Origin of the sequence: Steroidobacter gossypii, from assembly GCF_016801985.1 — a bacterium.
In the GTDB taxonomy this organism is placed as follows: Bacteria; Pseudomonadota; Gammaproteobacteria; order Steroidobacterales; family Steroidobacteraceae; genus Steroidobacter; species Steroidobacter gossypii.
Genome location: NZ_JAEVLS010000005.1, coordinates 295816 through 320554, shown reverse-complemented (window position 1 = coordinate 320554; position 24739 = coordinate 295816). Strand labels below are relative to the sequence as shown.

Annotated in this window: 20 protein-coding genes; 6 read left to right on the top strand and 14 right to left on the bottom strand. The window is 62.2% G+C overall.

All coding sequences use genetic code 11. The features are described from left to right. Window positions 1–87: 87 nt before the first annotated feature. The 5 genes from JM946_RS21805 to JM946_RS21785 all read right to left on the bottom strand — a co-directional run bounded on the left by JM946_RS21805 (window position 88) and on the right by JM946_RS21785 (window position 9388). Complete coding sequence (locus JM946_RS21805) at window positions 88–2763, bottom strand: kelch repeat-containing protein (RefSeq protein WP_203169491.1); 2676 nt, start codon at window positions 2761–2763, stop codon at window positions 88–90. Window positions 2764–2894: 131 nt separating this feature from the next. Beyond that, entirely contained in the window at window positions 2895–6551 is a 3657-nt protein-coding gene (locus JM946_RS21800; RefSeq protein WP_203169490.1) for an AAA domain-containing protein, read from the bottom strand. A 107-nt stretch (window positions 6552–6658) separates the two neighbouring features. After that, entirely contained in the window at window positions 6659–7471 is an 813-nt protein-coding gene (locus JM946_RS21795) for an endonuclease/exonuclease/phosphatase family protein (RefSeq protein WP_203169489.1), read from the bottom strand. Window positions 7472–7585: 114 nt separating this feature from the next. Then, complete coding sequence (locus JM946_RS21790; protein WP_203169488.1) at window positions 7586–8065, bottom strand: YbhB/YbcL family Raf kinase inhibitor-like protein; 480 nt, start codon at window positions 8063–8065, stop codon at window positions 7586–7588. Window positions 8066–8173: 108 nt separating this feature from the next. After that, window positions 8174–9388 (bottom strand): nitrate/nitrite transporter, encoded by a 1215-nt coding sequence (locus tag JM946_RS21785; protein ID WP_203169487.1) that lies wholly within the window; start codon window positions 9386–9388, stop codon window positions 8174–8176. Between the two features lie 31 nt (window positions 9389–9419). Between JM946_RS21785 and JM946_RS21780 the strand changes: the two genes are divergently transcribed. Together JM946_RS21780 and JM946_RS21775 are read left to right on the top strand one after the other, a co-directional pair. After that, on the top strand, window positions 9420–11210 hold the full coding sequence (locus JM946_RS21780; RefSeq protein WP_203169486.1) for a bifunctional protein-serine/threonine kinase/phosphatase: 1791 nt from the start codon (window positions 9420–9422) through the stop codon (window positions 11208–11210). A 164-nt stretch (window positions 11211–11374) separates the two neighbouring features. Then, window positions 11375–11959, top strand: coding sequence for a mechanosensitive ion channel family protein (locus tag JM946_RS21775; protein ID WP_203169485.1), 585 nt, complete (start codon window positions 11375–11377; stop codon window positions 11957–11959). Window positions 11960–11961: 2 nt separating this feature from the next. On the opposite strand, the gene JM946_RS21770 is transcribed toward JM946_RS21775, so the two are convergent. Further along, window positions 11962–12783, bottom strand: coding sequence for a helix-turn-helix transcriptional regulator (locus JM946_RS21770; RefSeq protein WP_203169484.1), 822 nt, complete (start codon window positions 12781–12783; stop codon window positions 11962–11964). Between the two features lie 111 nt (window positions 12784–12894). Here JM946_RS21770 and JM946_RS21765 point away from each other — a divergent pair, with 111 nt between their 5' ends. Then, window positions 12895–13869 (top strand): alpha/beta fold hydrolase, encoded by a 975-nt coding sequence (locus tag JM946_RS21765; protein ID WP_203169483.1) that lies wholly within the window; start codon window positions 12895–12897, stop codon window positions 13867–13869. 24 nt (window positions 13870–13893) lie between these two features. On the opposite strand, the gene JM946_RS21760 is transcribed toward JM946_RS21765, so the two are convergent. The 7 genes from JM946_RS21760 to JM946_RS21730 all read right to left on the bottom strand — a co-directional run bounded on the left by JM946_RS21760 (window position 13894) and on the right by JM946_RS21730 (window position 21183). After that, window positions 13894–14496, bottom strand: a complete 603-nt coding sequence (locus JM946_RS21760) for a cell wall hydrolase (RefSeq protein ID WP_203169482.1) — start codon at window positions 14494–14496, stop codon at window positions 13894–13896. Between the two features lie 53 nt (window positions 14497–14549). Beyond that, a complete protein-coding gene (locus JM946_RS21755) occupies window positions 14550–15188 on the bottom strand; it encodes a VWA domain-containing protein (RefSeq protein WP_407700589.1) in 639 nt (212 codons plus the stop codon). 5 nt (window positions 15189–15193) lie between these two features. After that, a complete protein-coding gene (locus tag JM946_RS21750; protein ID WP_203169480.1) occupies window positions 15194–16627 on the bottom strand; it encodes a hypothetical protein in 1434 nt (477 codons plus the stop codon). 177 nt (window positions 16628–16804) lie between these two features. Continuing rightward, the gene (locus tag JM946_RS21745; RefSeq protein ID WP_203169479.1) at window positions 16805–18202 is read right to left on the bottom strand and encodes a hypothetical protein; all 1398 of its coding nucleotides are present in this window, start codon (window positions 18200–18202) and stop codon (window positions 16805–16807) included. 89 nt (window positions 18203–18291) lie between these two features. Then, window positions 18292–19320, bottom strand: a complete 1029-nt coding sequence (locus tag JM946_RS21740) for a hypothetical protein (protein WP_203169478.1) — start codon at window positions 19318–19320, stop codon at window positions 18292–18294. A 102-nt stretch (window positions 19321–19422) separates the two neighbouring features. Then, on the bottom strand, window positions 19423–20160 hold the full coding sequence (locus JM946_RS21735) for an SDR family NAD(P)-dependent oxidoreductase (RefSeq protein ID WP_203169477.1): 738 nt from the start codon (window positions 20158–20160) through the stop codon (window positions 19423–19425). A 105-nt stretch (window positions 20161–20265) separates the two neighbouring features. Then, window positions 20266–21183 (bottom strand): LysR substrate-binding domain-containing protein, encoded by a 918-nt coding sequence (locus JM946_RS21730; RefSeq protein WP_203169476.1) that lies wholly within the window; start codon window positions 21181–21183, stop codon window positions 20266–20268. A 79-nt stretch (window positions 21184–21262) separates the two neighbouring features. Between JM946_RS21730 and JM946_RS21725 the strand changes: the two genes are divergently transcribed. Further along, a complete protein-coding gene (locus JM946_RS21725; protein ID WP_269141068.1) occupies window positions 21263–22630 on the top strand; it encodes an MFS transporter in 1368 nt (455 codons plus the stop codon). Here the strand turns inward: JM946_RS21725 and JM946_RS21720 are convergent. Continuing rightward, window positions 22569–23066 (bottom strand): putative toxin-antitoxin system toxin component, PIN family, encoded by a 498-nt coding sequence (locus JM946_RS21720; protein ID WP_203169474.1) that lies wholly within the window; start codon window positions 23064–23066, stop codon window positions 22569–22571. The two genes, JM946_RS21725 and JM946_RS21720, sit on opposite strands and share 62 nt — an antisense overlap. Before the next feature lie 124 nt (window positions 23067–23190). Here JM946_RS21720 and JM946_RS21715 point away from each other — a divergent pair, with 124 nt between their 5' ends. Together JM946_RS21715 and JM946_RS21710 are read left to right on the top strand one after the other, a co-directional pair. After that, entirely contained in the window at window positions 23191–23823 is a 633-nt protein-coding gene (locus JM946_RS21715; RefSeq protein WP_203169473.1) for an HD domain-containing protein, read from the top strand. Window positions 23824–23916: 93 nt separating this feature from the next. Then, window positions 23917–24657 carry a carbon-nitrogen hydrolase family protein gene (locus JM946_RS21710; protein WP_203169472.1) on the top strand — a complete coding sequence of 247 codons (741 nt, stop codon included), beginning with the start codon at window positions 23917–23919 and terminating at the stop codon, window positions 24655–24657. Window positions 24658–24739 lie beyond the last annotated feature (82 nt).

The window sequence follows — 24739 nt, the reverse complement described above, 5'->3', positions numbered from 1 at the left end:
TTCGCGGCGCCGAGGCTTTCGTGCCGCTTCGTGGGGTTCCGGCCAGTTCGAATCGATCGAACTGGCCGAAGTGCCCTCAACGAGAGGTCACCAATACCACTGCGCCCAAGGCTGAGGCTGCAGGTTGACGTAGTGCCCTCCGATCAGCAGCACCACATCATTCGGAAGTAGCACAGCGGTGTGTGCGTACAGGCGATTCCCGTTGGCCAAATTGCCGTGCGCGGAAATGCCGTTGGTGCCGGGGTCGTACACCAAAGATTGGAAAGAATAAACGTTGTTTGGCGTCCACCGTCCGCCCGTCAGCAACACCCTGCCATCCGACCGCAACGTTGCTGTGTGCTCGGTGAGGGCGAGGGTGCCTCCGGTGGCGGTCCAGGTGTCGCTCACCGGATCGTAGATTTCTACATTGAGGCTGGTTAGTGCCCAGGGATCTGTGATGTCACGTCCGCCAGCCACCAGCACTCGGCCATCGAGCAACCGAGTCGCCGTATGTGAGCCTCGCGCTTGGGGGATGCTCGCCGCAGCCGACCAGCTGTCGGTTGCAGGATCGTAGAGCTCCGCTGTGGCGATCGGCGAGTCGGACTGCGATGTGCCAGACGCTCCGCCAACGATCAGCACGCGGCCATCTTGCAAGACAGTTGCAGTATGCCACGCGCGAGCGGTCGCCAAACTGTCTGCTGCGGACCAGGTGTTGGTTGCGGGGTCGTAGAGCGCGGCACTGGCCAGCACTCCCGAATTCGATTGACCGCCGACGATCAGTACCTTGCCATTCGACAAGAGATTCATCGTCGGGAACTTGCGCGCGTCGGAGAAAGTGCCGGCGCTAGACCAGGTATCCGTCACCGGATCGTAGACTTCGGCACTGTTCGACACGGAATTGACGGAATCGCCGCCACCCGCAACGAGCACGCGGCCGTCACCCAGCAGAACCGCAGCAGCGCCAAATCGGCCACTTGCGAGCGATGCTCCCGGCGACCAGGTTTGCGTCACGGGATCGAAGATCTCGGTGGCTGTGCTCCCGCTGCCGGCACCGTTCTGGCTGCCGGTCACGAGCACTTTACCGTTCGGCATCATAGTTGCCGTGACCTGACCCCGAAGGGTCGCCATGCTTTGGGTGGGAGTCCACAGGCCGGTGATGACCGACAAAGCCGTGCTGCCGGTCACCGAGCCGATGGTTGCCGAGATATTCGTAGTGCCGAGCGACACGCCTGTCACGAGTCCCGTGAGATCCACCGTCGCGACACCCGGTGCGCTCGAGTTCCACGTGACCAGGCTTGTGACATCGTCGGTGGTTCCGTCGGAAAAGTGCCCGGTGACCTTGGGCCGCACCGTCAAACCCACGCCGGTGCGCAATGGATCGGGCGTAAGCACCAGCGATTCCACGACTGCCGAAGTCACTGTGAAGGTTGCGGTGGTGAAAAGCCTTCCCAGCGTTGCAGTGATCGTCGCCGAGCCGGGCGCGTGCGTCTCCACCAGGCCAGTCGGCGTTATGGTAGCGATGCTGGAGGGGCTGGATGTCCATTGGACGCTGTTGCTCAGGTTCACGGTGCCGCCGTCGCTGAGATGACCCGTCGCAGTCAGTTGACGCTTCAGGCTAACGGCGGCCCCGGGCGCCGACGGGTCGATGGACAGGGAGATCACCCCGGAGATGAACGAGACGCGCGCCACTCGCTGGTTGTCTGCAAGCAGATAAACACGAAGCACTCCGCTCGGGAACGGGCCCGAAGTGGCAGGCGACAAGGCGACGGCGTCGTTCGCCTGCACGGTGGCGGAGCTCACTGGCGAGCCGTTCACCGACAGTTGGCCGCCGTCCGCGGTTATCGTCTTCCCAACCAATGGGGCGACGATCTCGGAGGGGAGGGTGAAGACTGATGAGGGATCCGCAGTGTGTACCTCGAACTCGGCTTTGCCGACGAGACCGTCGCCGTCTTGATCGAGCCAGTTGGAGATATCGGCGGCGGTGAGACTGACGCCGAGCGATGCATATTGCTGAGTGAGATTGGCCGCAACGGTGCTCGCGTTGAGACGTTGCGCCGCTTGCGCCAGGGCCATCCGGGTCGTCACGTCGGACAGTTGTCCGTCAGTGGCGATATCGCTCTGAAAAGCGCTCATCAGGGCGCTGAGCGCCCCAGCCTGGTTGCCATCCACGAACAGGCTCGAAATCGCGGCGAGCAGGTGATCGCCGTCGCTGTCTCCGGCAAGATCGAATGTGCTGAACATGCCGTAGTTGCCAGCCGGAATGTTCAACGCCGCGAGCACTTCGTTCTCCGCCTGGGTTCGGGCCGCGGCGAACGATAGATTGGAGTTCACGACCAGATGCCGGATGCGCTGGTAGGCCAGCGTCGTCAGGATGTTGACGTTCAATTGGCCGTTGGTCGAGAGATCGTTGTAACTGTTGAGCGTCACGGTGCCGGAGGACACCGCGCCCAGCACCTCATCGAAATAATAGCCGGTGGCGTTGACGCCGATGTATTGGCTGTTGAAGGTCGAGGTGGGCTCGAACGTGCCCAGATCGGTCGTCACTTGATATGAAAACTGCCGGCCGGTAGGGGACAGAGCGGCGTCCAGCTCTTGCGCGGTGACGGTGCTGCCCCGGATCAGCGGACCTTTTTCCGCGACGCCGCCGGTCGCTCTGAAAGTGGCTCCCTGGGGAGGTGGTGTAGTACCGGACGAGTCGCCGCCGCCCCCGCCCCCGCCGCAGGCCCCAAGCAACAAGGCCGTTAGCAACACCAGCGCGCGTCTTATTCCAGTCGCAGTTTCCATCTGTGCTTTCCTCCCCGATGGTTCTTCCAGCACAGTATATGAACGACTTGGTTATAACCAGCTCGGTTGTATGAAATCGGCGAACCAAAACATTGAATTTATGTCAAATTGAAATCGCGCGACGCTGTCGTCTATCGCCCAAATTTCGCGGCTCGATTTTGCAGGCTTAGCTTCATCACGGTGATCTCTTCTTTCAAGTGCGGGCCCCGGTAGACGAGTGAGGTCTCGTGGCGTGCGCCGTTCGTGTCGCGCCGGGCGCTGAACCAGTTGAACGATCCCACGCAGTAGATGTTCTCGTCGCCGATCACGACTTTGCTATGCACCTTGCGAACCAGAACGGCGCGAATCTTTTCTGCGCCGAGCGCGGCCACGGTGTCTTGCAGGTCGCGAACCTTTCTTTGCTCAACGGACCGGTCGCGGTCCCAGGTGTTGGATCCCACGTCCGTATAGATGCGAACATCGACTCCGCGCCGTACTGCATCCGACATGGCGGTGAGAGCGCCGGTTTGGCGGATGCAGTCGAGTCTGATCCAGGGGCTGACGATGTGGACTTCGCGTGCGGCGACGGTGAGCACATCACGCAGGAAATCATCGTGCTCCCGGGCGTCTCTCAGTTGAGCGATGCTGGCCTGTGCCGATTGCAGGTCGCGGCGCACTGGCCGGTGGAACTGCAGTTCCTGCGCATCGTCGCGGAATAACGATGCCGCAAGCTTGCCGCGTGGGCTCGAGCTCGACACCAGCTCGAACACATCCATGTCGCCAAACACGAGGAAAGTATTCTTGGCGCGCGATACGGCAACGTTCAGCATGCTCGCGCTCTTGTCGATGAACTGGCCGTCCGAGTGTTTGGTGTAGACGGGTGAGAAGATCATCACGAGTCGTTCTGCGCCCTGCAGTGAATGCACAGTGCCGACGGTCAGCTCGCCTTCGTCGGAGCCGACCTGAAGTCCCAGCTTGCGGCATGCGCGCGCGATCGCCTGCACTTGCGAGATGAACGGTGTGACCACGCCGACGATATCGCCGAGTGGTTTTCGGTATATCGCTTCCAGCTCGACTTTGTGTTGCGCCAGCCAGGTGGCGATCACTTCGGCCTCGAGCTGGTTGAATCGACTGCCTCCGCCGCGAGACTGGCAGATGCCGTCGATGTGCAGATAACTCATCGCAGGCAATCGGTCGCAGCAGGCGCCGTCTTCCTGCAGCGCGTCGGCCTTGGTGCCGCGCACTGGAACCAACTTCCCTCGATAACAAAGCTCGTTGCAATAACGAATGATCTCGTTGAAGCAGCGCCGGTGTTCGAACAGGAACAGGCCGCGAGGCAGCTCCGGCACCTGGTGATACCGTGTGGCGCACTGAGCGATACGCATGACGCTGCCGGCGGATGCCGTCTTGCCGATTTCGCACAGTCGCTGGAATGGCTCGTAAGAAGCATTGTCCGGGAGCAATTTCTCGCGCAACAGATTGCCGATATCCACCTGGCGTGGCTGCGACCACATGGGCTCGATCTGCAAGGTGTCGCCGATCACCAGGGCTCGTTTCGCCAGCGCGAAAGAAGCGCCCGCGACCTCGGGCAACACCTGACCTGCCTCGTCGACGATCAGCAGGTCCGCGAAGTTGTACATGTAGTCATCGACGTATGTGTTGTTCCCTTCGTAGCGCGAGACCTCCAGCAAACTGGGCAGCATGTGGAAGGTCGAGACGATGCACGGCGTGAGTTTCATCCAGCGACGCCAGCGCCTGGTTCGAGCGCTCGCTCCGGTCTTTTTCCTTTCCTCCTCGAGCTGATTCAGCAGCGATCCCATCTCGAGCAGCCATCGACCTTCCCAGTAGTGCGTGGCGAGCAAAAAGATCTGAAACCGAATCCGCTGATCGGCAAGCGCATCCGCTTGCGCCAGATCGAGAGGCGCAGTGAGTGGGGCGGTCAGGAGCGGCTCGACGGCGCGGTCCCATCGCTGCTCGCATTGACGTAGCTCGTCGAGCAACGACTCCGCCCTCCAAACCATTTGCTGCTGTCGAACGAGATCTGCACGCAATCCAGCGCCAATCTCCTCGATCGCCGGTTCGATCTGCTCGAACCGGGTCCATGGTTGCTGCGCGAAACCCGCCGGCCACGCGTCCTTGAGAAACAGGCGTGCCACGCGCAATCGTTTCCTGGCCACCGGCGGTAGCCACGCGAACAGCGCATAGAAGATCGATTCGCGCGCGCAGTATTCTTCCCATCGTCCGCGAAGCACATCGAAATCGCGCATCAGAGCCTCGAGCCGCTCCGATTCGTGCAGTCGCGCCGCCCTGGCAGCGGCGGGATCCTCGCCCAATTCAGCAAGCACCGATTCACGTGCCTGTACCACATCCTTCCAAGCCGACTCTATCGTGCGGAGTTTCTCGATCTCGGCGCTGAGCTGAGCGTGAAGCCGGTCCACGACTCGTTGGATCAGCGGACGGATCATTGTTTCTCTAAAGCGCTCGTCGAACGTGTTCCGCGACGGCGATGCGGCCGTATGTCGGTGCTGTTCGCAGAACGACGCCCACTCCTTTTCGGCGAGTACAGCGAGGTCTGGCAGCTGAAGCTCAGGGAAGGCAGTTGCCGCAGCGTGCAGGTACTCTCGCTCTGCTTGCTGGAGGTTGCTCTCGGATTCGAAGTCGAGGAAGAAGTCTCGCGTCTGATAGCGCCTGGCCGCCCTCTGTTCGCGCCGGCGCGACGGGAAGTAGGCGCCGAAGCTCGTGATCCGCGACGGCCAGCGTCCGGCCAGTGGGCCGGAGCCCGACGCGAAATCTCTGCCGAACGCGTCGATGATATTGGTGACCGCCTGGTTGTTGGTGGAGGCGGCCACGATGAATGGCGGTTCGCCTTTTTCAAGCGCCGCTTGCGCCCAAAGCGTGGCCACAACGGACAGCAGCAGGGTGGTTTTTCCTGTGCCCGGTGGGCCATTGATCGCCAGAATCTCGCTTTCGCGCGCCGCCAGGAGATGGTTCAACGCGTCGCGTTGGAGTGCTGCCAGCGCGAACGCGTCGCTGGCATGGCCGAGCCGTGTCGAAAACAGCGCGTGCGCAGGCAAACATGGCTCGATGGGATCGATCGCTTCGGAGGCATACCGATCGAACAATGGCGTGCTGCGCCGGTGGTTGCGCATGTGATCGTAAAGCGCCAGGATGCGCCGAGCGGCTCCTTGCACCGAATCTTTCTTGACCAGGAATGCATGGTCGACAAGTTCGAGGAGCAGGTTGTCGACGAGCCTGCCCGCGCAGACAGCTTCCAGCAACCGTTGACAAGCCTTGCGGTAGTTCAACCAACGCTCTTCGAAGCCTTGCGCATCGAGCGCTTCATTGGCGTCGGCGTTCCACTCGATGCCGGGAACGGCATCGGTGGTAAGAAATGTATCCAGATCGTCGACGTTGCCAATGGCAAACGAGCCATGCTCCAGCGGCTCCAGCAGATCTCGCGGGATGGTCGTGCCGGCGGCCGGATACAGTCGCCCATCACGCGCGAGCAGACCGGGTGTGACCAGTGGGGTGAGATATTCCGGAACGCCGTTGTTCGGTCGCTGACCGTGCTCGGTGCGAGCCACATGCACTTGCGGCCGGATCATCACTTCGACTGTCTTGACGTGCTCCGGCTCCTCCGCAAACCACGCTCGGACGAGGTCTGCAGGCGTTACCCCTTTGAATAGTTGCTGACGCGGGATCCGCGTCAACCCGGTGACGTCCCGCCGTTTCAGCGCTCCCCGGCCCAGCTCGGCGTCGGCAAGGCTATTGCGCCAGTAGCTCGCGTAGGCAAGCGATCTGTGATCCATCTTGTTCTACTTCGATCCGTCGCCACGACCCTCGCCTTAACTAGCCGAATCCGGCATCTATTGGAAGTAGGGAGTGGCGTAGCCGCGGAACCGGCCGGCGCGGAGGCTCAATCCAAAGAGATCTTCGCCACGACCGGGTGGTGATCCGAGGGATAGCGTTGCCGATCGATGGAATCGCTGAGCACGGCGTAGCGAAGCACCTTTACGCTGCGGCTCACAAAGATGTAGTCGATGCGATCGCCCATCGGCGCATTCAGCTGGAAACCGTTGTAGGTTCCGGTTGGGCCGTACGGCGGGGCGATGCTGGCGTCGTGGGCATCGCGCAGTACGCTTCGCATGGTGGCAATGGGCTCGGATGCCGGGGCGGCATTGAAATCGCCCACACAGATCACGGCGCTCTCACCGGCGATGGCCTTGATCTTTTCGGTCAGCAACTTCGCGGACTCGCGACGCGCGACGATGCCTTCATGATCGAAGTGGGCGGAGAAGACGAAGAACGATTTACCGCTGTATTTGTCTCGTAACTGCACCCACGATGTCACTCGGTTGCAACATTTCGCGTCCCAGCCCAAGGACGGTCGGTCGGGAGTTTCGCTCAGCCAGAAGTCCCCGTGCTGGACTGCCGAGAAACGGCTGGTCCTGAAAAAAATCGCCGAATGTTCGCCCGCGCTCTTGCCGTCGTCCCGACCGGCACCGACATGCGCGTACTCGCTCATCTGCGCCAGATCCGCGATCTGGTCCGCCAGTCCTTCCTGCGTGCCGAACACGTCGAAGTCGTGGTAGCGGATCAAGGCTTTGACGGCTTCACGGCGATTCGGCCAGGCGTTAGCGCCATCCTGAGGATTGTTGTAGCGGATGTTGTAGCTCGCGACTGTGATGACGCCGCTTTGAGGGGTGTCGGCTTCCGCTCGGAGGAGCAAGCAGCAAAGGATGAAGCCGCAGAGTAAACGTACATGTGAAAGCATCATTGCATAAGAATAGCGCGCCCGGCGCGCGACGGGGCATCAGCGGAGCACGGCAGCCGTCGATGTTGATCAGGGATTCTTTTTCTTATACGTCCCGATGAGCTGCGCCTCCGCAAGCACGTGGCCTTTCATCGCATCGAGCAATTGCGTCTTGGTAGGGCGACCGAGATCGGGCAGCACGGTATCGAGTGCGTAGAGCTTGAAAAAGTAGCGATGGGTGCCGATCGGCGGACACGGGCCGCCGTAACCGCCGCGCTTCCAGTCGTTCGCGCCATCTTTGCCTGCGGCCAGCGCACCCTCTCTGCCAGCATTTTCCGCGAGCGAGTGCACGTCGGCGGGGATGTTGTACGCCACCCAGTGCACCCAGGTCAGTTTGGGTGCTTTAGGATCGGGCGCGTCGGGATCGTCGACGATCAAGGCGAAGCTCCTGGTGCCCGCCGGCTCGCCCGTCCACTCCAGCGCCGGTGAGATATCCTCGCCTTCGCAGGTGTAGCGCGCGTCCATCGGTCCACCGTCGGCAAAAGCCGGTGAGGTGATAGCAAGTGCCATGAGCAGCTCCAACACGCTGATCGTCCTCCGTGCTGGAGTCTACGCGCACGAATCAGCGTTTCAAGCTTCCGCCCGACCCCGACCAAGTGCTGGTCGCGGGACTTGTGACTAGATGCGAGCGCCGGCCACGCCTACTGCGCCCCAGGTCGTGCGCCAGCGGTGTTTGATGCTGGTCAGTCCTGCCAGCGCCAGGATGGCGAGCGAAGCGAACGCGAGCAGGCCGGCCTGATAGCTGCCGGTGAGTTGTTTAGAAATGCCCAGGCTCGAGGCGAGAAAGAAGCCACCGATGCCGCCCGTCATCCCGACCAGGCCGGTCATGATGCCGATCTCGTGACGAAACCGCTGCGGCACCAGCTGAAACACCGAGCCATTGCCCATGCCGAACGCCAGCATGCCGGCAACGAACAGCGACAGCGCGGTATAAACACTGTCAGGTCGGAAGCTGACCACGATCAGCATCAGCGCGGCGACCGCATACATGATGGTCAACGTTCTGATGCCGCCGATGCGATCCGCGAGCGCGCCGCCGATCGGGCGCACGAGCGAGCCGACGAAGACGCAGCCGGCCGTGAAGAAGCCCGCCGTCACCGCATCGAGACCGTATTCGCTGTTGAAATAGATCGCCAGGGAAGAGGCCAGGCCCACGAATCCGCCGAACGTGACGGCATAGAAAAACATGAACCACCACGCATCGCTCATGCGGAACGTGGCGAGGTACTCCGACCACTGCTTCGGCGGCGGAGTAGTGGGGCTGTCCTTGGCCGCAAAGAAATAAAACGCGAACGCGACGGCCAGCGGCAGCACGGCGAGGCCGAGCACATTGTTCCAGCCGACCATGGCAGCCAGGCCAGGAGCAAACAGCGACGCGAACACAGTCCCCGAATTGCCCGCGCCCGCGATGCCCAAGGCGGTGCCTTGATACTGCGGTGGATACCATCGAGACGCGAGCGGCAGCGCCACTGCGAAAGATGCTCCGGCCACGCCCAGCACCAGGCCGACAGCCAGCGTGCCCATATAACTATCGACTCCGATGAGCCAGGCCAGAGTCAGCCCGCCGATCACGATGAGTTGTCCGATCAGGCCAGCGCGCCGGGGCTTCAATCGATCGACCAGCACACCGAACACGACTCTGAGCAGCGCGCCGGCGAGCACAGGCAACGCCACCATGAAGCCTTTCTGCGCGGCGTTCAGGCCGATTTCCGCCGACATTTGCACGGCCAGCGCGCCAAGCAGCACCCAGACCATGAAGCTCATGTCAAAGTAGAAGAACGCGGCCAGCAGCGTGGGAAAATGCCCCGCCTTGAAAAAATCGCGGCTGATCAAAATGCCCCCTCAATACCCTGGAACATCGTCGGTGAATGAAGCCGTACCGGCAGTGCAAGTCTCGGGCCCGGAGCAGCACCCAAGCGCGACGGGCCTGCCGCCGCCGCCGCAACGATCAGCTGCACCAGATGTGGGCCTCCGCGTCGGCATCGGCAGTTGCACGCACCAAGGCGGACGGGCGCGGAACGAAGATTTCGCCGCTTGTTACATCGCAGAGCAGACGCGGCAGCCAGCGCTTGGTGTGGTTGCGGCGCTAGCGGACGGCATGGGCGGCGCCAAAGGCGGGCGAACCGCGGCGGAGATCGCCGTTCGCGGCTTCATAGAAGGTTGCGTCGGGCAGCCGATCACCGTGGGCGTGCCGCGCATCAGTGCCCGATCGGCGGACGCAGTGAATCGTTGGATTCACTCGATGGGCCGCTCGGATCCGAATCTCAACGGCATGGCGTGCACGTTGAGCGCACTGGTTCTGTGCGGCCGCCGCGCTCATCTGCTCCATCTTGGGGACTCGCGAATTTACCGCCTGCGCGATCGTGAGCTGTCCTTGCTCACTACCGATCACACGCTCGGCGCGCCAGGCACCAGCAGCGTACTGACTCGCGCGATGGGAGTGGAAGATCGGTTGTGCGCCGACCACGCCATCGACGGCCTGCAAGTTCATGATCGTTACCTTATCTGCAGTGATGGAGTGCACGGCCGACTTTCGCACGCAGAAATATTGGCTACGCTTGCGATGCGAGCGGCGCCGGAGGAAACAGCGATTCAGCTGGTCGAACAGGCAGTGAGCAATTCGGGGGCGGACAACGCGACCGCGCTGGTGCTCGATGTGCTCTCGCTGCCTGAAACGCAGATCGCCGATCTGGAAATTGCCCATTCGACCTGGCCTTTGCGAAACGCTCCGAACACGGGCGAGATCATCGACGACTATGAGCTCGGCGAATTGCTGGCCGATGGCCCATACATGCGAGTGTTCCGCGCTACCGATCGGCGGGAGCACCGTCGTGTGATCATGAAGTTCCCCAAGCCGCGTCCCGGTCTCGATGCTGTGCTTCGATCAGCGCTGCTGCGCGAGTTGTGGATCGCGAGCCATGTCAGAAGTCCGTTTGTCACCGAGGTGCTCGAGCCCACGGACGAGCGGCGCACCTGTTTCTATGGCGTCCTGCCGTACTACGAAGGCGAGACGCTGGAGCGGCGTTTGCTGCGTCGTCCGCAGATGCCGCTCGCGGCCGGACTCGAGGTATCGATCAAGCTCACCAAGGCGCTCGCGACTCTGCATCGCGCGGGCATCGTGCATCGGGACGTGAAGCCGGAGAACGTGATCCTTGAAACCAACGGTGGCTTGAAGCTCATCGATCTCGGCGTGGCGAGGCTGCGTCAATTCGACGAGCCCGAATCGTTCGAGTCGCCAGGAACGCGCAGTTACATGGCGCCCGAGCTGTTCACTGGAGCACAGGCGGAAGAAAGCTCCGACATCTTTGCGCTCGGTGTCACCATCTATCGAATGTTTTCTGGCGGCGCCTATCCCTACGGCGAAGTGGAGGCATTCGCGCATCCGAGATTCGGGTCGCCGACGCCGCTGAGCAAACATCGACCGGATCTGCCCGCATGGCTCGACCACTGCCTGGCGCGCGCATTCGCTGTGGATCGTCGAGACAGATATGCAGACGCAGTGGAGTTCGCATTCGAGCTCGAGCACGGCTCGCTGCGCGCGGTGCCCCAGTCGCTTGCCAAGCTGTCGCTCTATGAGCGCAATCCCGTGCGCTTCTGGCAGATGGTGAGCTCAATCTTGCTGATCGCCTTGCTGGTCGCGCTGGCGCACATTTGAATGAGCGCGCGGCTGCTTGTCCATCTCCCGGACGGCTGGGAACCCTGTGGCGCTTCGATCGAAGCTTTCACCTGATGTCAATGCTGCTCGCCCTGTCGTATCCTGCGCGCCCCGCATCCTGGTGCGGGTCTCAGTGTACGGGTAATCAAGGGCATCGCTGACTGATGAGAGAACTTTGGCCGTCGTGGGGCCAGCAATGGCTGGATCTGGTTGTGCCGGTGGTGCAGGTGTTGTTGATCGTGCTGGCTGCCTGGTTGTTGCAGCGGCTGGCGCGACGGGTGATGCGTCGCCTGGGGCAGCACAACTTGCCGCCGGACCTGCTCGCGGTGGCGCGGCGAATGTCCGGTTTTCTGATCTATGGAGCCGCGCTGTTGCTGGTGCTGGAGCGGCTCGGTGTGTCCGCGGCGGTGCTGTGGACGGCATTCACCGGCTTCGCAGCGGTGGCCGCCGTGGCGTTCTTCGCCGTGTGGAGCGTGCTTTCCAATATCTTCTGTTCAGTGTTGATTTTCACGACGCGACCGTTCCGGCTGTATGAGCACATCGAAGTGCTGGAGAGCGGCGACAAGCCGGGCCTGAAGGGCAGGGTGGTCGATATCAACCTGATTTACACCACGCTCGAGGAAGACAGCACCGAGGAAGGTCAGCCCGCGAACACGCTGCAGATTCCGAACAGCCTGTTCTTCCAACGCGCGGTGCGACGTTTCCGCGGAAATGGTGGCCGAACCGCGGCCAACGGCTTGGCGCAGTAGAATCAGTCGGCGGCGATCGAGCGACAGATCTCCGCGGTCTCTTCATCCGCGGGGAACATGCTCTCGATCCGCAGCTCCTCGATCGTCACATTCCAGGTCGTCCCGAACGTGGTGAAGGTCGAGAGGAACCGCAGTTCCATAGCTTCATTGCGGAACGTCGTCGTGAGCAGCGGCGAGGGCGACATACCCGGTTCCCTCGTGCGCCATTCGGCAGGCACTTCCGGGTACTTCAGTACCTCGTTGAGCAAACTTCGCGCTTTGATGTCCGACGGCGCAGCCGCGATCTGATGATGTAGATGACGAATCACATCACTGGCCACATCGGCCCAGTTGGCGACCACCGGCCGCATGTCGTTCGGATCGAATATCTGATGCAGGATATTGCCGTGCAGGGGCGCGCGGCCACGCACTTTGCCGAAGATGCGCGGCAAAGCGTTGTTGGTCATCAACACATTCCAGTAGCGATCCATCACGAACGCTGGATACGGTTCCTGCTGCCGCAGGATGAACTCAATCGCGCGCCGCGCCGGGGCCAGCTCCTGAGTGGTCAACGACGTCTCGGCATACTTGGGCGCATATCCGGCCGCCATCAGGAGCGCGTTGTGTTCTCGAAGCGGCATGGCCAGCGCGTTGGCCAGCTTCGATATCATCTCCCGACTCGGCTGCGCCTTGCCCGTCTCGATGCAGCTCAGATGGCGCGCGGACACTCCGACCTCGAGGGACAAATCCAGCTGGCTCAGACGGCGCAGGTTGCGCCAATCGCGCAGCAGGAGGCCGGCGTGGGATGCAGCGTCGGATGCAATGGCACGAGGAGTAGAGCTCACGGCTGGATCATACAAGCTGCTCTTCCGTTTTCCATGACCTCCGAGGTCATTGTCTCCATGAGGAGGTGCGAGGCACCTTGAGCGCCATCAACGACCCATCGGGAGACGAGCATGCGACGACGAGACTTCATGACCATGGCTGCGGGCGCAATGACTGGAACACTGGCCGGGCGCGCGAGTCCCGCATTTAGCGCTCCGGAGGCAGGACTGCAGCTGCTGGACGCAAAGGCCTACCAACAACAGCGACGCTTCGCCCGAACGCCGATGGGACGCATCGCATACATGGATCGGGGTGCCGGTCCGGCCGCGCTGTTCCTGCACGGGTTTCCTTTGAACAGCTTCCAATGGCGCGGGGCCATCGATCGGCTCTCGATGCATCGGCGCTGCCTGGCTCCCGATTTTCTGGGGCTCGGCTACACGGAGAATGCCAACGGGCAGAGTTGCGCGCCGGCCGCGCAGGTCGAATTGCTGGCCACGCTGCTCGATGCGCTGTCGATTCAACAAGCGGATCTCGTCGCCAACGACAGTGGCGGCGCCGTCGCTCAGCTGTTCATGCTGAAGTATCCTAAGCGAGTCAAAACATTGCTCCTGACCAACTGCGACGTCGAACCGGACAGCCCACCGCCAGCGCTCAAGCCCGTGATCGAGCTCGCACGGGCCGGCAAGTTCGCCGACGAATGGATCGCGCCTTGGGTTGCGGACAAAGCGCTCGCGCGCTCGGCCCAGGGGCTGGGTGGCATGACCTATACATTCCCAGAGCGCTTGAGCGACGACACGATCGACTACTATCTCGCGCCACTCGTTAGCTCGCCCGAGCGCAAGGCGCAATTGCACGCCTACGCCGCCGCTCTCGATCCCAATCCGCTGGCAGGCATCGAATCGGCGTTGCGTCGTTGCAAGACGCCCACTCGAATCGTGTGGGGCACCGGCGACGACATTTTCTCTGCAGAAAGCCCGGGCTATCTGGATCGGGTGCTCCCGAATTCGCAGGGCGTTCGTCGCGTGCCCGGGGCGAAGCTGTTTTTTCCAGAGGAATATCCAGAGCTGATCGCGGAGGAACTGCGGGCGCTCTGGGGGATCGCCTGAGCGCGTGCTCGACCCACGCCCGGATCAGCGATAGAAAATGTGATTGCCGATCCGGGCGACCTCGCGCTTCGATCTGGCCCAGTAGGGAGTGACGTAGGTGGCGTGATAAAACAAGGCGCCATCGACGAGAGGTGTGTTGCGGCCGTCGTAGACGAGGGTCGCAATATCCATCGCCTGTTTCCATTCCTTGCTGCCCGACTCGAGGCGCAGCTTGAAAGGCGTCCATGAAAAGTGGGCGACCAGCCGTTGACGTGCGGAGTCCCAGCGGGTGTCGTGGACGACGTCGCAAACCGTATCGGGGAAGTGCGGCGAAGCCAGACGATTCATGGTGACTTCTGCGACCGCATACTGGCCCCGCAACGACTCGCCGCGCGCCTCATGATAGATGTTCTCGGCCAGGCATCGTATCTCGCGGGCGCGCACGCGAGCGGCATCGATGCGCGAGCCATCGATGGTCGAGCGCGCGGCGTAGGCGAAATAGACGAAAAGGCCCACGACCAGGAACGGCACGCCGAGCAGCGCAAAGAATGCCAGGTCGCCTTTTTCTTTGAGCTGCCAGGACAAGGCCAGCCGGCGCCGCCGGAGTACGGCCCAGGCGCGTACTTCATAGAGCACGGATCGGAACATGATGCTGCTTCAGCCGTCGCGACCACGCTCCATGTGTGAGTGGAATCGTGCGGTCACAACAATCCGTCCAGACGTTCCAGATCGTTGATCATCCGCCAGCGGCCGCCGTTCTTTTCGACACGCTCGCGCCACGCTTCGACTCGCGCCAGATACTCGCGCGGATCGTAGTTATCCGAGCGCAGCTTGCTCACGTTCAGCGCGACGACCTCGAAGCCTTTCAGATCGAGCGGCACGTTGTCGCGCACATAGCCCTTGGCGAGGTCCTCCTGCAGATCCGAGAAGATCAGGATCGCCTTGCGGCCCGAGCCTTTTTCGTTCAGAAACTCGATGGCCTGCAACACGCCGCCGGTGATGTCGGTGTGGGTTGCCGGCTGCGAGGTGTCGACGAAGGATTTGATCGCCTCGGCGAACGCACGCTTCTGGGTGTTGGCGGCGCTCGGTCGATCGTCGAACGTGGCCTTGGCGATGATGTCTTTCTCGCTGAAGCTGCCGGTGTCGATGCGGGCAACCGCGAAAGAGTCGGTCGGCTGCAGCTTCGACAGCGTGTACAGAATAATGCCCTGAGCTTTTTTCAGCTCCTCGCTGTAGGTACCCGACGTGTCGAGCAGCAGATAGACGCCGGTGTTGCGAGGCGCGCTGGGTGAGCAGCCGCCGAGCACCACCGCAGCGATCGTCAGAATGAGCGCCTTCATTGCTTTCATATCTGGGCCTCCTGCACCGTCCCAACTTCGCGGGCGCGGTCGGCGTTCGCCGCTGCCGCGGCTCGCGCTTCGAGCCACAGCGGGATGAACAGCGGCAGATCGTAGAGTCGCTCCAGCAGCTTGCCGATATGATGGAACGAGTTGCTGAGCACTCGGAGCAGCAGCGCGACGGCGCGCAGCACAGCGATGCCGCAAATGCCCAGCACCGTGCGCGAGGAGTGAACGAACGTTTCAAACGGAATCGCGACGAATGTCAGCGCGAACGGCAGGATGAAGCCCATGCCCATCTGCGCGGCTGTCGTGATCCACAGGAATTCGTTCTGCAATCCACCGCTGTCTTCACCACGCAGTAGAGCGCCGGTCGCCAGTTCGTCCTGCAGCAACACCTCGCGCATGTATGCAAGGCCGGCTTCGACGCTCGCGAGCAGCGCGAGCAGGCTGAAGGTGATCCAGATCATTCGCACGCGCATCTTGTCGGGCAGCGCGGCGATGACGGGAAACAAACGAGTGATGCGCAACGACTCCATCAGGAACAGGCCCATGGAGATTTCGACCATGATGATGACCAGCGCCGCGATATCGGCGGTACGGAACGAGCCGATGTAACTGGTGCCGCCGACCATCTCCGACATCGGTCGCGCGATCAGCGAAAAGTTGATGGCCGCGCCGCCGATCGCAATCAGCAACACCAGGCCAGAGACAAAGAACTGCACCACCGAGGAGGAAGACAGCGTCGACACGGCCCGGTCGTGGCCGCGCACGATGTCCTGATATTCCTGCATGTGCCGATCGATGGCGACCGAGCGGGTGAGCAGGCTTTCGACCGAGTTCTGCACTCGGTCCAGCGTCTCTTTGATCACACGCCATTCCGGCATCATCCGGCGCAGCAGCGTGTGCCGCTCGGCGCTGGCGTCCCGATAAGCGTCCATGGCTTCTTTGTGAGCTTTGACCAGCGACTTGTGGATGTCGGCCAGAATGTTGGCTGCGCCGTTGCGAGCTTCCATCTGCGCCACTGCATCCACGGCGCGAACCCAACCCGGCGCCTCGGGCGGCACGTCCACCGCGTTCTGATGATCTTCCTCGATGCGGCGGATCGATTCGCTGAGCGCACGATGCAAGGTCGGATAGTTGGTCAGGTCCTTGCGAACGCTTTCGCTGACTCGCTCGAACTCGCGCTCGATGATCCGTTCCTTTGCTTCGCGACCCGCGGCCAGGAGCACGTCACGGTTCCGCGCAGCGAGTCGAGCCTCCAGATGAGTCACTGAATGCGAGCCCAGCCGCAGCCCGCGCGCAATCGCGCTCGTGGCGGTTCGAATCGCCTGATGAGCGGTGTGGCGAGCCAGGAACAACACGATCACCGCAAGAGCAAACAGGATCAACACCGAAAGCGTGGGCCAGGGCGTGATCTCGAGTATCGCTGCTAAGGACATAAGCCTCCCCTTGTATGGGCTGTCCGCCGCGGCTTAACTGAACGAACGCCGCGGATGAATCTGAATTCGGTTCGGAGGGGAGGATTGGATGCCGGCTGAACGGGCCGGACCCACGAAGCTTGACGCAGTTCTCAGCCGCGGGCGGGCGCATCGAGCGCCCGCCTGCGCTGTTCATATTCAATACCTGAACGTGTGCTGGCCGCGCTCGCCCGGCACCAGGCCGATGAATTGCACGGCACGTTCTTTCGCATTCCAGATGAACGGCGCCCCGCTGTACGGCGTTCGAATGTCACTTTCCGCAAGCTCCGCGGCCATGGCGTGCTCGTTTATCTTCTGGGCTCGCAATTGTGCCGTCAGCACGGCCGCGCGCCGGACGCCTTCCAGATCCGTGATCCGGACGGGATATGACCCATAGCCTGCAGTCATGATCCCGAGCAGGGTGGTTCCCACTGGGTTGTACGGACTCGCCAGCCAGCTGCGCTCGGCGCTGGGCTCCTGAAACATCGCCCTGGCTCGCTCGAGGCCGGCGGGCAGTTGTTCGATGGGCACATCGAGCGCCTCGGTGGCCTTGATCAATACTTCGGCATATCGATTGGCGAGATCCTGCGGCTGAAACAGAACGCTGGTGGCGTATTGCACCGTCCCGATCGAGAGGCGCTCCCACGCGGAATCGCTGAACGAGTTCGGCGCCATGGGTTGTTTGACGAGTTCCTGATTGAAAATCCACTCGCCGGTCAGACATCGGAACAATGACAACTCGGCAACGCTGAATGGCTCGATCCACTCTGCCGGCATCGCGCTCAGTTGCGACTCGGCCGGCAGGCGCCGCAGGATCAGATTTCCCATTGCAAACGTATGAGTCAGCGCTGCCGTCGCCATCATCTTGGTGATGAGCAGGTCGGCCGAAATCAGCACTCCACGCCAGAAGCGCGCATCGTCGGCGAGCAGTTGCCTTACCCCGGCAACGTCATTTTCGCTCGCCAGCAGATAAGCCTGTGCCAGTTGCAATCGCTGGCCTTCCAACATGGGACTGTATGCCGCGAACGGCGCTCGTATATCGAGCGGCACATCTTCGCGCCAGCCGGGGTGACGCAACAGGGTGCGATATCGTTCGACCAGCCATTGTTCGGAAGCGAGCCAAGCGCGGAGCGTGCCTTCGCCGTTCTCCAATGCGCCGGCGCACTCTGGAGTGAGCCGCCTGCAAGCCTTGACGATTCTCTGGACCTCGGCCGAGCGCGACGAGCGGTACTCGTCGTATACAGCAACGGGATCGGGACTCGCGGAATCGTTCAGGTCTCCTGGCAATGAGCGCGACCATTCGATGCGACGGATGCCGGCTGCGCGCGGATCGCCGTCCGGCGCCACCACGAGTCCCATTGCATAAACATACGCATTGTCGGAATCGGAGAGCGGCGGTCGATCGCGAAACGCTGCCGCCAAACGCTCCGCCGCTGCGGAGGGTGGTCGGTCACTCCAGTTGATCGCCAGTAAACCGAGAACTCCGAGAATCGTCAGCGCCAGCGCGCCACCCAAAGACCATGCGATCCCTTTGAGGATCCGTTTCCATACAACCATCGTGCAAGCATCCATTCCCGTGGCTGGTGCCGGGAATGATACTTAAGATGGCGCCTGATCCGGCCCTGGTCTGGTAAAACTGTGAGCCACTACTCCGGCGTGTGTGCGACGTCTCCGCGCCATTTCTCCGGGTCGGGACGCCAACCGTCCGCGCTCGCTTGTTCGAAGATCGCGGCGAGCGATTCGCCAAGGTCGATTCCCATGTGTTCACTTGCCGCCGATGCGCCGCCGTCTTGGTAGCTGGCCGCGGTGGCAAACGCGCGAAACTGAGGCCAGTGACCGGCGAGGATTTCCACCAGGATCTGCGCGAGATCGTATGAGAGCATGCAACCATCGTCGGGACGGCCGAACGAGTGGCCGGACCAGAATTCCTGAATGGTGTCCCGGCTCCAGAAGGCGAGGTGTTTGCGTCTCATGTCCGGCGGGTCGAACAGCTTGGGCTGCTTGCCCATGAGCCGGTCCTCGGCATTGACGGCCAATCCTTCGTTCAACCATAGCGGGATGCGCAGATGCGCCACGCTCGCGTGTGTCATCTCGTGTGTGATGACGCGTTCGACGGTGTGATGCTCGTCTCGCATGGTGACGAAGTGCGGGCACCCGGCGTGCAGGAACATGCCGCTGCTGAACGCGAACTCGCCGTCTTCCGGATAGGCGTGCGACACGTACCGATAATAACTGTCTGGATCGTCGAAGATGATCAGGATCTCGCGATCGTCATCGCGGAACGTCGCCACCCCTTCGAGCGTGACCGCGATACGGCGTCGCGTGCGCTCGATGAAATCCAGCATTGCAGCGGCATAGCGCTCATCGCCGGTCGAGAGCACGGCCGCGTGTGCGGATTCTCGTAAGTCATAGCCCTGGCCAAGCGCGTCACGCAGATGAAGCAGCCAGCCGCGCTTGCAATCGATGAGCGCACTCGCCGGGTTAGAGGCCCGCGCTGACCAGTCCACCGCCGCTTGCCAGTCGAGAATCGGCAGCTCCTCGTGCGAGTACAAGTGCTCCTGAAACGCGAAAGGCTGGCTTGCTCCCTCGCAGAGGATCTCCAGCGGCGCGGGTTCTGTTTGGCGAACAGCCGGCGCACCTGCCTTCTTACCGAACATGTTGGCCAGAAACTTCATGCGCGGGACCTGTCATCCAAGGTGGGCTCTTCGAGCAGTCCCGAGCATATAGGAAGGAGGCCATCCGATGTATTGATCGGATGGCTCGCCTCGTGACCGAGGTCACATACGACCGCCATCCGTCAGCAGCGTGCGTCCCGTGATCCAGCGGGCATCGTGCGACGCTACAAAGGCAACCACGTCGGCGATGTCGTCGGGCTCTGCCAGGCGGCCGAGGGGCGTCAATGAGCGCTCGTGATCCAGATGAGGCTGCGGGATGTCAGCAGTCATGTCGGTGCGGGTGATGGCGGGAGCTACCGCGTTCACGCGGATGTTCCGAGCGCCGAGCTCAGTGGCAAAACCGAGAGTGAGCGTCTCCAGTGCGGCTTTGCTCGCCGAATATACAGCGGTCCCGGCGCGCGGCTCGTGAACCAGGCTGGTAGAAACGTTGATGATGCTGCCGCCCTCCGGTGCGAAGTGGCCGAGAGTAGCCTGAGTCGTGGTGATCACGCTCCAGGTATTGATCAAGAACTGTCGATCGAACAGATCGCGGGTGATCTCTCCAACGCCGGCCGCATCGAAGACGCCGGCGATATGAGCCAGAACGTTGACGGGCCCGAACTCCGCCGCAATCTGCGCCACTGCCGCCTTCACCGCATGTTCATCAGTGACATCCGCCTGGAAAGTTGCAGCGCGCCCGCCGTGTCTGCCAATGTCGGCAGCGACCTGAGTGGCCGCTTCCACGTTCGATTGATAGATAAGTGCGACCGCGGCGCCGTCCCTTGCCAGCCTGCGCGCTACAGCAGCGCCGATGCCCCGTGAGCCACCCGTAACGATTGCGACTTGTCCTCTGAGTTTCATGCCTTGTGCCCTTGGTGATTCGGATGGGGCAAAGTTAGGCACGGCACACTCGGGCTGGTAGCTCCAGGATTGAGACCGCGGCGTTCCAGGGCTGCAACGCAAGCCTCAGAAGATGGAGCGAAAGCGCTCTTCGAGGAAGTCGACCAGCGTGCGCGCGGCGGCGGGCATGCCGATCCGGCTCGGATATAAACAGTAAACTCCGGTGTCGATCGACCGGTACTGTTCCAGCACGACACGCAGCTCACCGCGCTGGATCGCGGACTGGCATGCATCCCAAGGCAGTTGAATGACGCCCGCGCCGTGAATCGCGGCCTCGCGAAGCGCGACGATATTCTCGATGACCAGGCGCGGCTCGGGGCGATGTAAAACCACGCCGCCGTCCGGGGCTTTGAACAACCAGGGTCGCACCGACTCGAGCGTGCCCTGGCCGAGGGCGGGCAATCTCGAGAGATCGGCAAGCGTTGCCGGCGGGGAATGTTTCTCCAGCAGTCGCGGGCTGGCCACCAACACCATCCGCGACATCCCCATGGGCCGCGCTACGATGTCCGCCGACGCTAACGGCTCGCTGGAGAAGCGAATCGCGACATCGATGCGCTCGGCGAGCAGGTCGACGAACCGGTTCGACAGCTCCAGCGACACGCGGACTTTGGGATAGCGGCTCATGAACTCGCCGAGCCAGCCGGCCAGATACAGCTCCGCGGTGAGTATCGACGAGCTCACGCGCACCAGTCCGCTGGGCTCGTTTAGCGAATCGGCTACTGCCGCGATCGCTGATTGCGCCTGATCCGTCATCGCGCGTGCATGCTTGTACACGCTCTGGCCGACGTCCGTCACATTGAATACATGAGCCGATCGGTGGATCAATCGCACGCCGAGCTGTTTCTCCAGTGCGGCGATCCTGCGGCTGAGGCGCGATTTGGGAATGCCCGTATCCCGCTCCGCCGCCGCGAAGCCGCCCGCTTCCACGACGCGTGCAAACAGGTACAGGTCGTTCAGATCTTCAAGCGTCTCATCGAGAGTCATGGCTCGTCCTGATTTCGGAACCTGGCGTTGCATTCGCGACATCGATGCAACACGGTGGGTTCGCTAGGCTGCAGAGCCTATGACATTTCCAGCTTGCCCAGAAACCGCGGTCGAGGCTGACGGAGATTGCGACCCGGTTCGGGCAACCTCCGCGACGCTGCTCGCAGTCTGTGCCACCACTGGCGGCATCGCCATGACCATCACGTCCGCCAGCATCGCGCTCGCCGACGTGCAAGGCGAACTGCAACTGGGCATCACACAGCTGCAATGGGTTCTGAACAGCTTCATCGTCAGCATCGCGGTGCTGCTGTTGCCCTTCGGCGCCTGGTCCGATCGAATCGGTCAACGGCCATTGTTCCTGTGGGGCGCCGCGGTATTCGTGGCGGGCGCCATTGCGGCCGTACTGGCGCGAGATGTCGTCGTGCTGATGGCCGGGCGAGTGATCCAAGGCGTCGGGGCAGCGCTTTCAATCGCAACCGGGCCCGCTGCACTAGCTTTGGCATTCCCGCACGAAGCGCATCGCCGGCGCGCCTTTGGATACTTAGGTTCCAGCGGCGGCGTCGGGCTTGCACTCGGCGCTCTGCTGGCGGGCGTAGCCGCTCAATGGGCAGGTTGGCGCGCTGCTCTCGCCTTACCTGTGCCGGTGATGCTGACGGCGCTTGTTGTGGTTCTTAGATCACCAACGGCAATGCGTGCGCCACCAAGGGTTCGGCTGGGTGCAAACGAGCCAGCCACCTCGCTGCTGAGCAATCGACAGTTCGTGCTGAGCTGCCTGATCTGCGTACTGTTCACGACGGTGTGGGTGGCTTTGTTTATCTATGCGCCACTGCATATGCAAACGGTCGACGGCCTGGACGCGGGAACCACAGGCACGCTGATGCTGGCATTGTTGCTGCCGGCATTGGCGATGCCGGTCGCGGTGAGCCGGCTTGTGCGCGTCCTACCTCCGGCTGCGGTGATCGTCGCCGGCTTCCTCATTATCGCCCTGGGCCTGGCGTGCATGGATCTGGCGTGGTCGGGCGCAACCTCGCGCTCATGGGAGATCGTCGGGCTCGGGCTTTGCGGCTGCGGTGCGGGCGCGCTCTATGGACTGGTTGACTACATCGGGCTTTCATCCGTGCCGCCCGAACAAGCTGGTCTGGCTTCCGGTGCATTCAACGTGGTGCGGTTGGTGGGTGACATCCTGGCCGCGATCGTTCCGGGAACGGTCGTTCTGCAGGTTGTGGCTGGCACGCTCGATCCGCTTGTCGGAGTGAGCATCGGCTCCGACGTATTGAATGAGATCGCGGCCGGCGATCTGCGCAATGTCGAGCCGCACCTGATAACCCAAGCGCGTGCTGCACTCGTCAGTGGCATGGAGCGCGCGCTGTGGGCGCTCCTGGCGCTCACTGCGTTGGGAGTGGCGGTGTCTGTGCGTCTTCGTGCCTTGGAGCCTGTGCGCCGTTGAGCATGCTGGCCAGCTGGCGCGGGTCGAGAATAGTCACGTTGAATCTGCGAGCCCGCTTGCGGAGTTTGAGAACTGCGCGATCCTTGCTGACGAGGGCGTCGGCGCGTTCGTGATAGGCGAGCGCAAGGAAGTGTTGATCGTCACAATCCCGGCAGCGCGGAAAGGCGGCGGGCAATTTCAGATCGTCCAGATCGAAGCCTTCGGGCAACGCGCCCGATCGAGTCTGCGAGAGGTACTGCTCCAATATTTGTTGCTGTCGGTGCGGCGGGAGCTTGAGGTGAGTGTAGGTCAGCACCCGGCGCAGCTCGTCGATGGCCGGCGCATGGGTGATGAGCTCGACGCGTCCGGCGTCGAGCGGGGGCAGCAGGTCGGCGACGCTGGCGTCGCGAAACACGAGCCAATCGAGCACGACGTTGGTGTCGAGGACCAGTTTCAAACGCGGTGCAACCACTGATACACGGCGTCATCGTATATGAATTTATGGCCCGTGACGCAGGGCTCATTGAGTAACATGGCCGCGTCTAACAGGGTGGGGATGGGCTGCACAGCGGGGCAGTGAGATGGCGAGAGCGACTCTTCTGAACCAGGACAGGTGGGCCGGGCTGCTGGACGCGTTCGGCATCGAAGGGGAGGGGGCAACCTTTGACGCACTGGTGGCCGCGTACTCGCAGAAACATCGCCACTATCATACCGTGAAGCACATCGAGCACTGCCTGCGGGAGTTCGAGTCCGTCAAGGAGCTGGCCGGCGAGCCTGCGGAAGTGGAGCTGGCGCTGTGGTTCCACGACGCCGTTTATGACACTCGAGCGTCCAACAACGAAGCGCGCAGCGCCGATTGGGCTTGCGAGCTGCTGGATCGCCATGGCGTCGATCCGGAGCGGGTCGAGCGCGTTAGCATGCTGATCATGGCGACACGTCACGAAGCGCCGGCTGCTACGCCCGATTCGCACTTGCTGGTGGATGTCGATCTCGCCATCCTCGGTGCGGACGAGGTGACGTACGCGGAGTTCGAGAAGAACGTGCGACACGAATACTGCTGGGTGCCTTCCATCCTGTTTCGTCGCAAACGGGCGGAGATTTTGGAATCGTTTCTCGCCCGGCCACAGATCTACAACACACCGCCGTTCCATGCCCGCCTCGAACAAGCGGCTCGGCGCAACCTGGCCGCGGCCATCTCCGGGCTGCGTCGCTGAGTCGGGTCCGGAATCGCCCCACGCACTGACGGGGGAACAAATTTGCGGGCCGGCTCGTCCCTTGCTGATGCGGGAATGACAGGGGAGGCGGCCATGAAGATCACCGTTTGTGAGTTGCCTGACGAGCGCAAAGCTTTCGCCGCGGCCTGGGACGACCTGGTGGAACACGTGCATGACGCGAACAGCGGCCTCGTGGTGCTGCCGGAGATGCCGTTCAGTCCTTGGTTTGCTCATTCGGATCGCTTCGATCGAAGTGTCTGGGCGGCAGCGGTGCGCGCTCACGACGAGTGGGAGCATCGATTGCGAGAGCTGAGCCCGGCGGTGGTGCTCGCCACGCGGCCCGTTGACTTCGGCAATGAGCGGTACGATGAAGGGTTTCTGTGGGAGGAGCCCGTGGGTGTGCTCTCGATGCATGCGAAATCCCATCTGCCGGACGATGAAGGCGATCGCGAGGCATCGTGGTTCGATAGTGCGACTGCGGAGTTCATTCCCATCGAGGTCAGAGGGCTGCGGATGGCCATGCTCATCGGTTGCGAGATGTGGGCGCCCCGCGGTTACGACGCGGAGACCGTCGACGTGCTCGCCATGCCTCGTTCCGGTGACCGCGTGGGTTTCGAAAATTGTTTGCAACGAGCGAGGACGCTTGCTCAGCAGGCGCATGCATATGCGCTTTCCTCGAATCGGTCAGGGGATTTTGGCGGGCAGGCTTGGATTATTTCTCCGGAAGGCAACGTGTTGGGGATGAGCAATGCGTCGCAGCCGTTTCTAACGATGGACATCGCTTTGCGCGCCACCAAGGTGGAGTGTCGACACTTCGACGTGTTTGCGTACTAGTTGACTGAAGAAGCCCCTCACCCTGGTCCCTCTCCCGTTGGGAGATGCTTTTTTTTCGCTGCGGCGATTGGAAGAAGATATG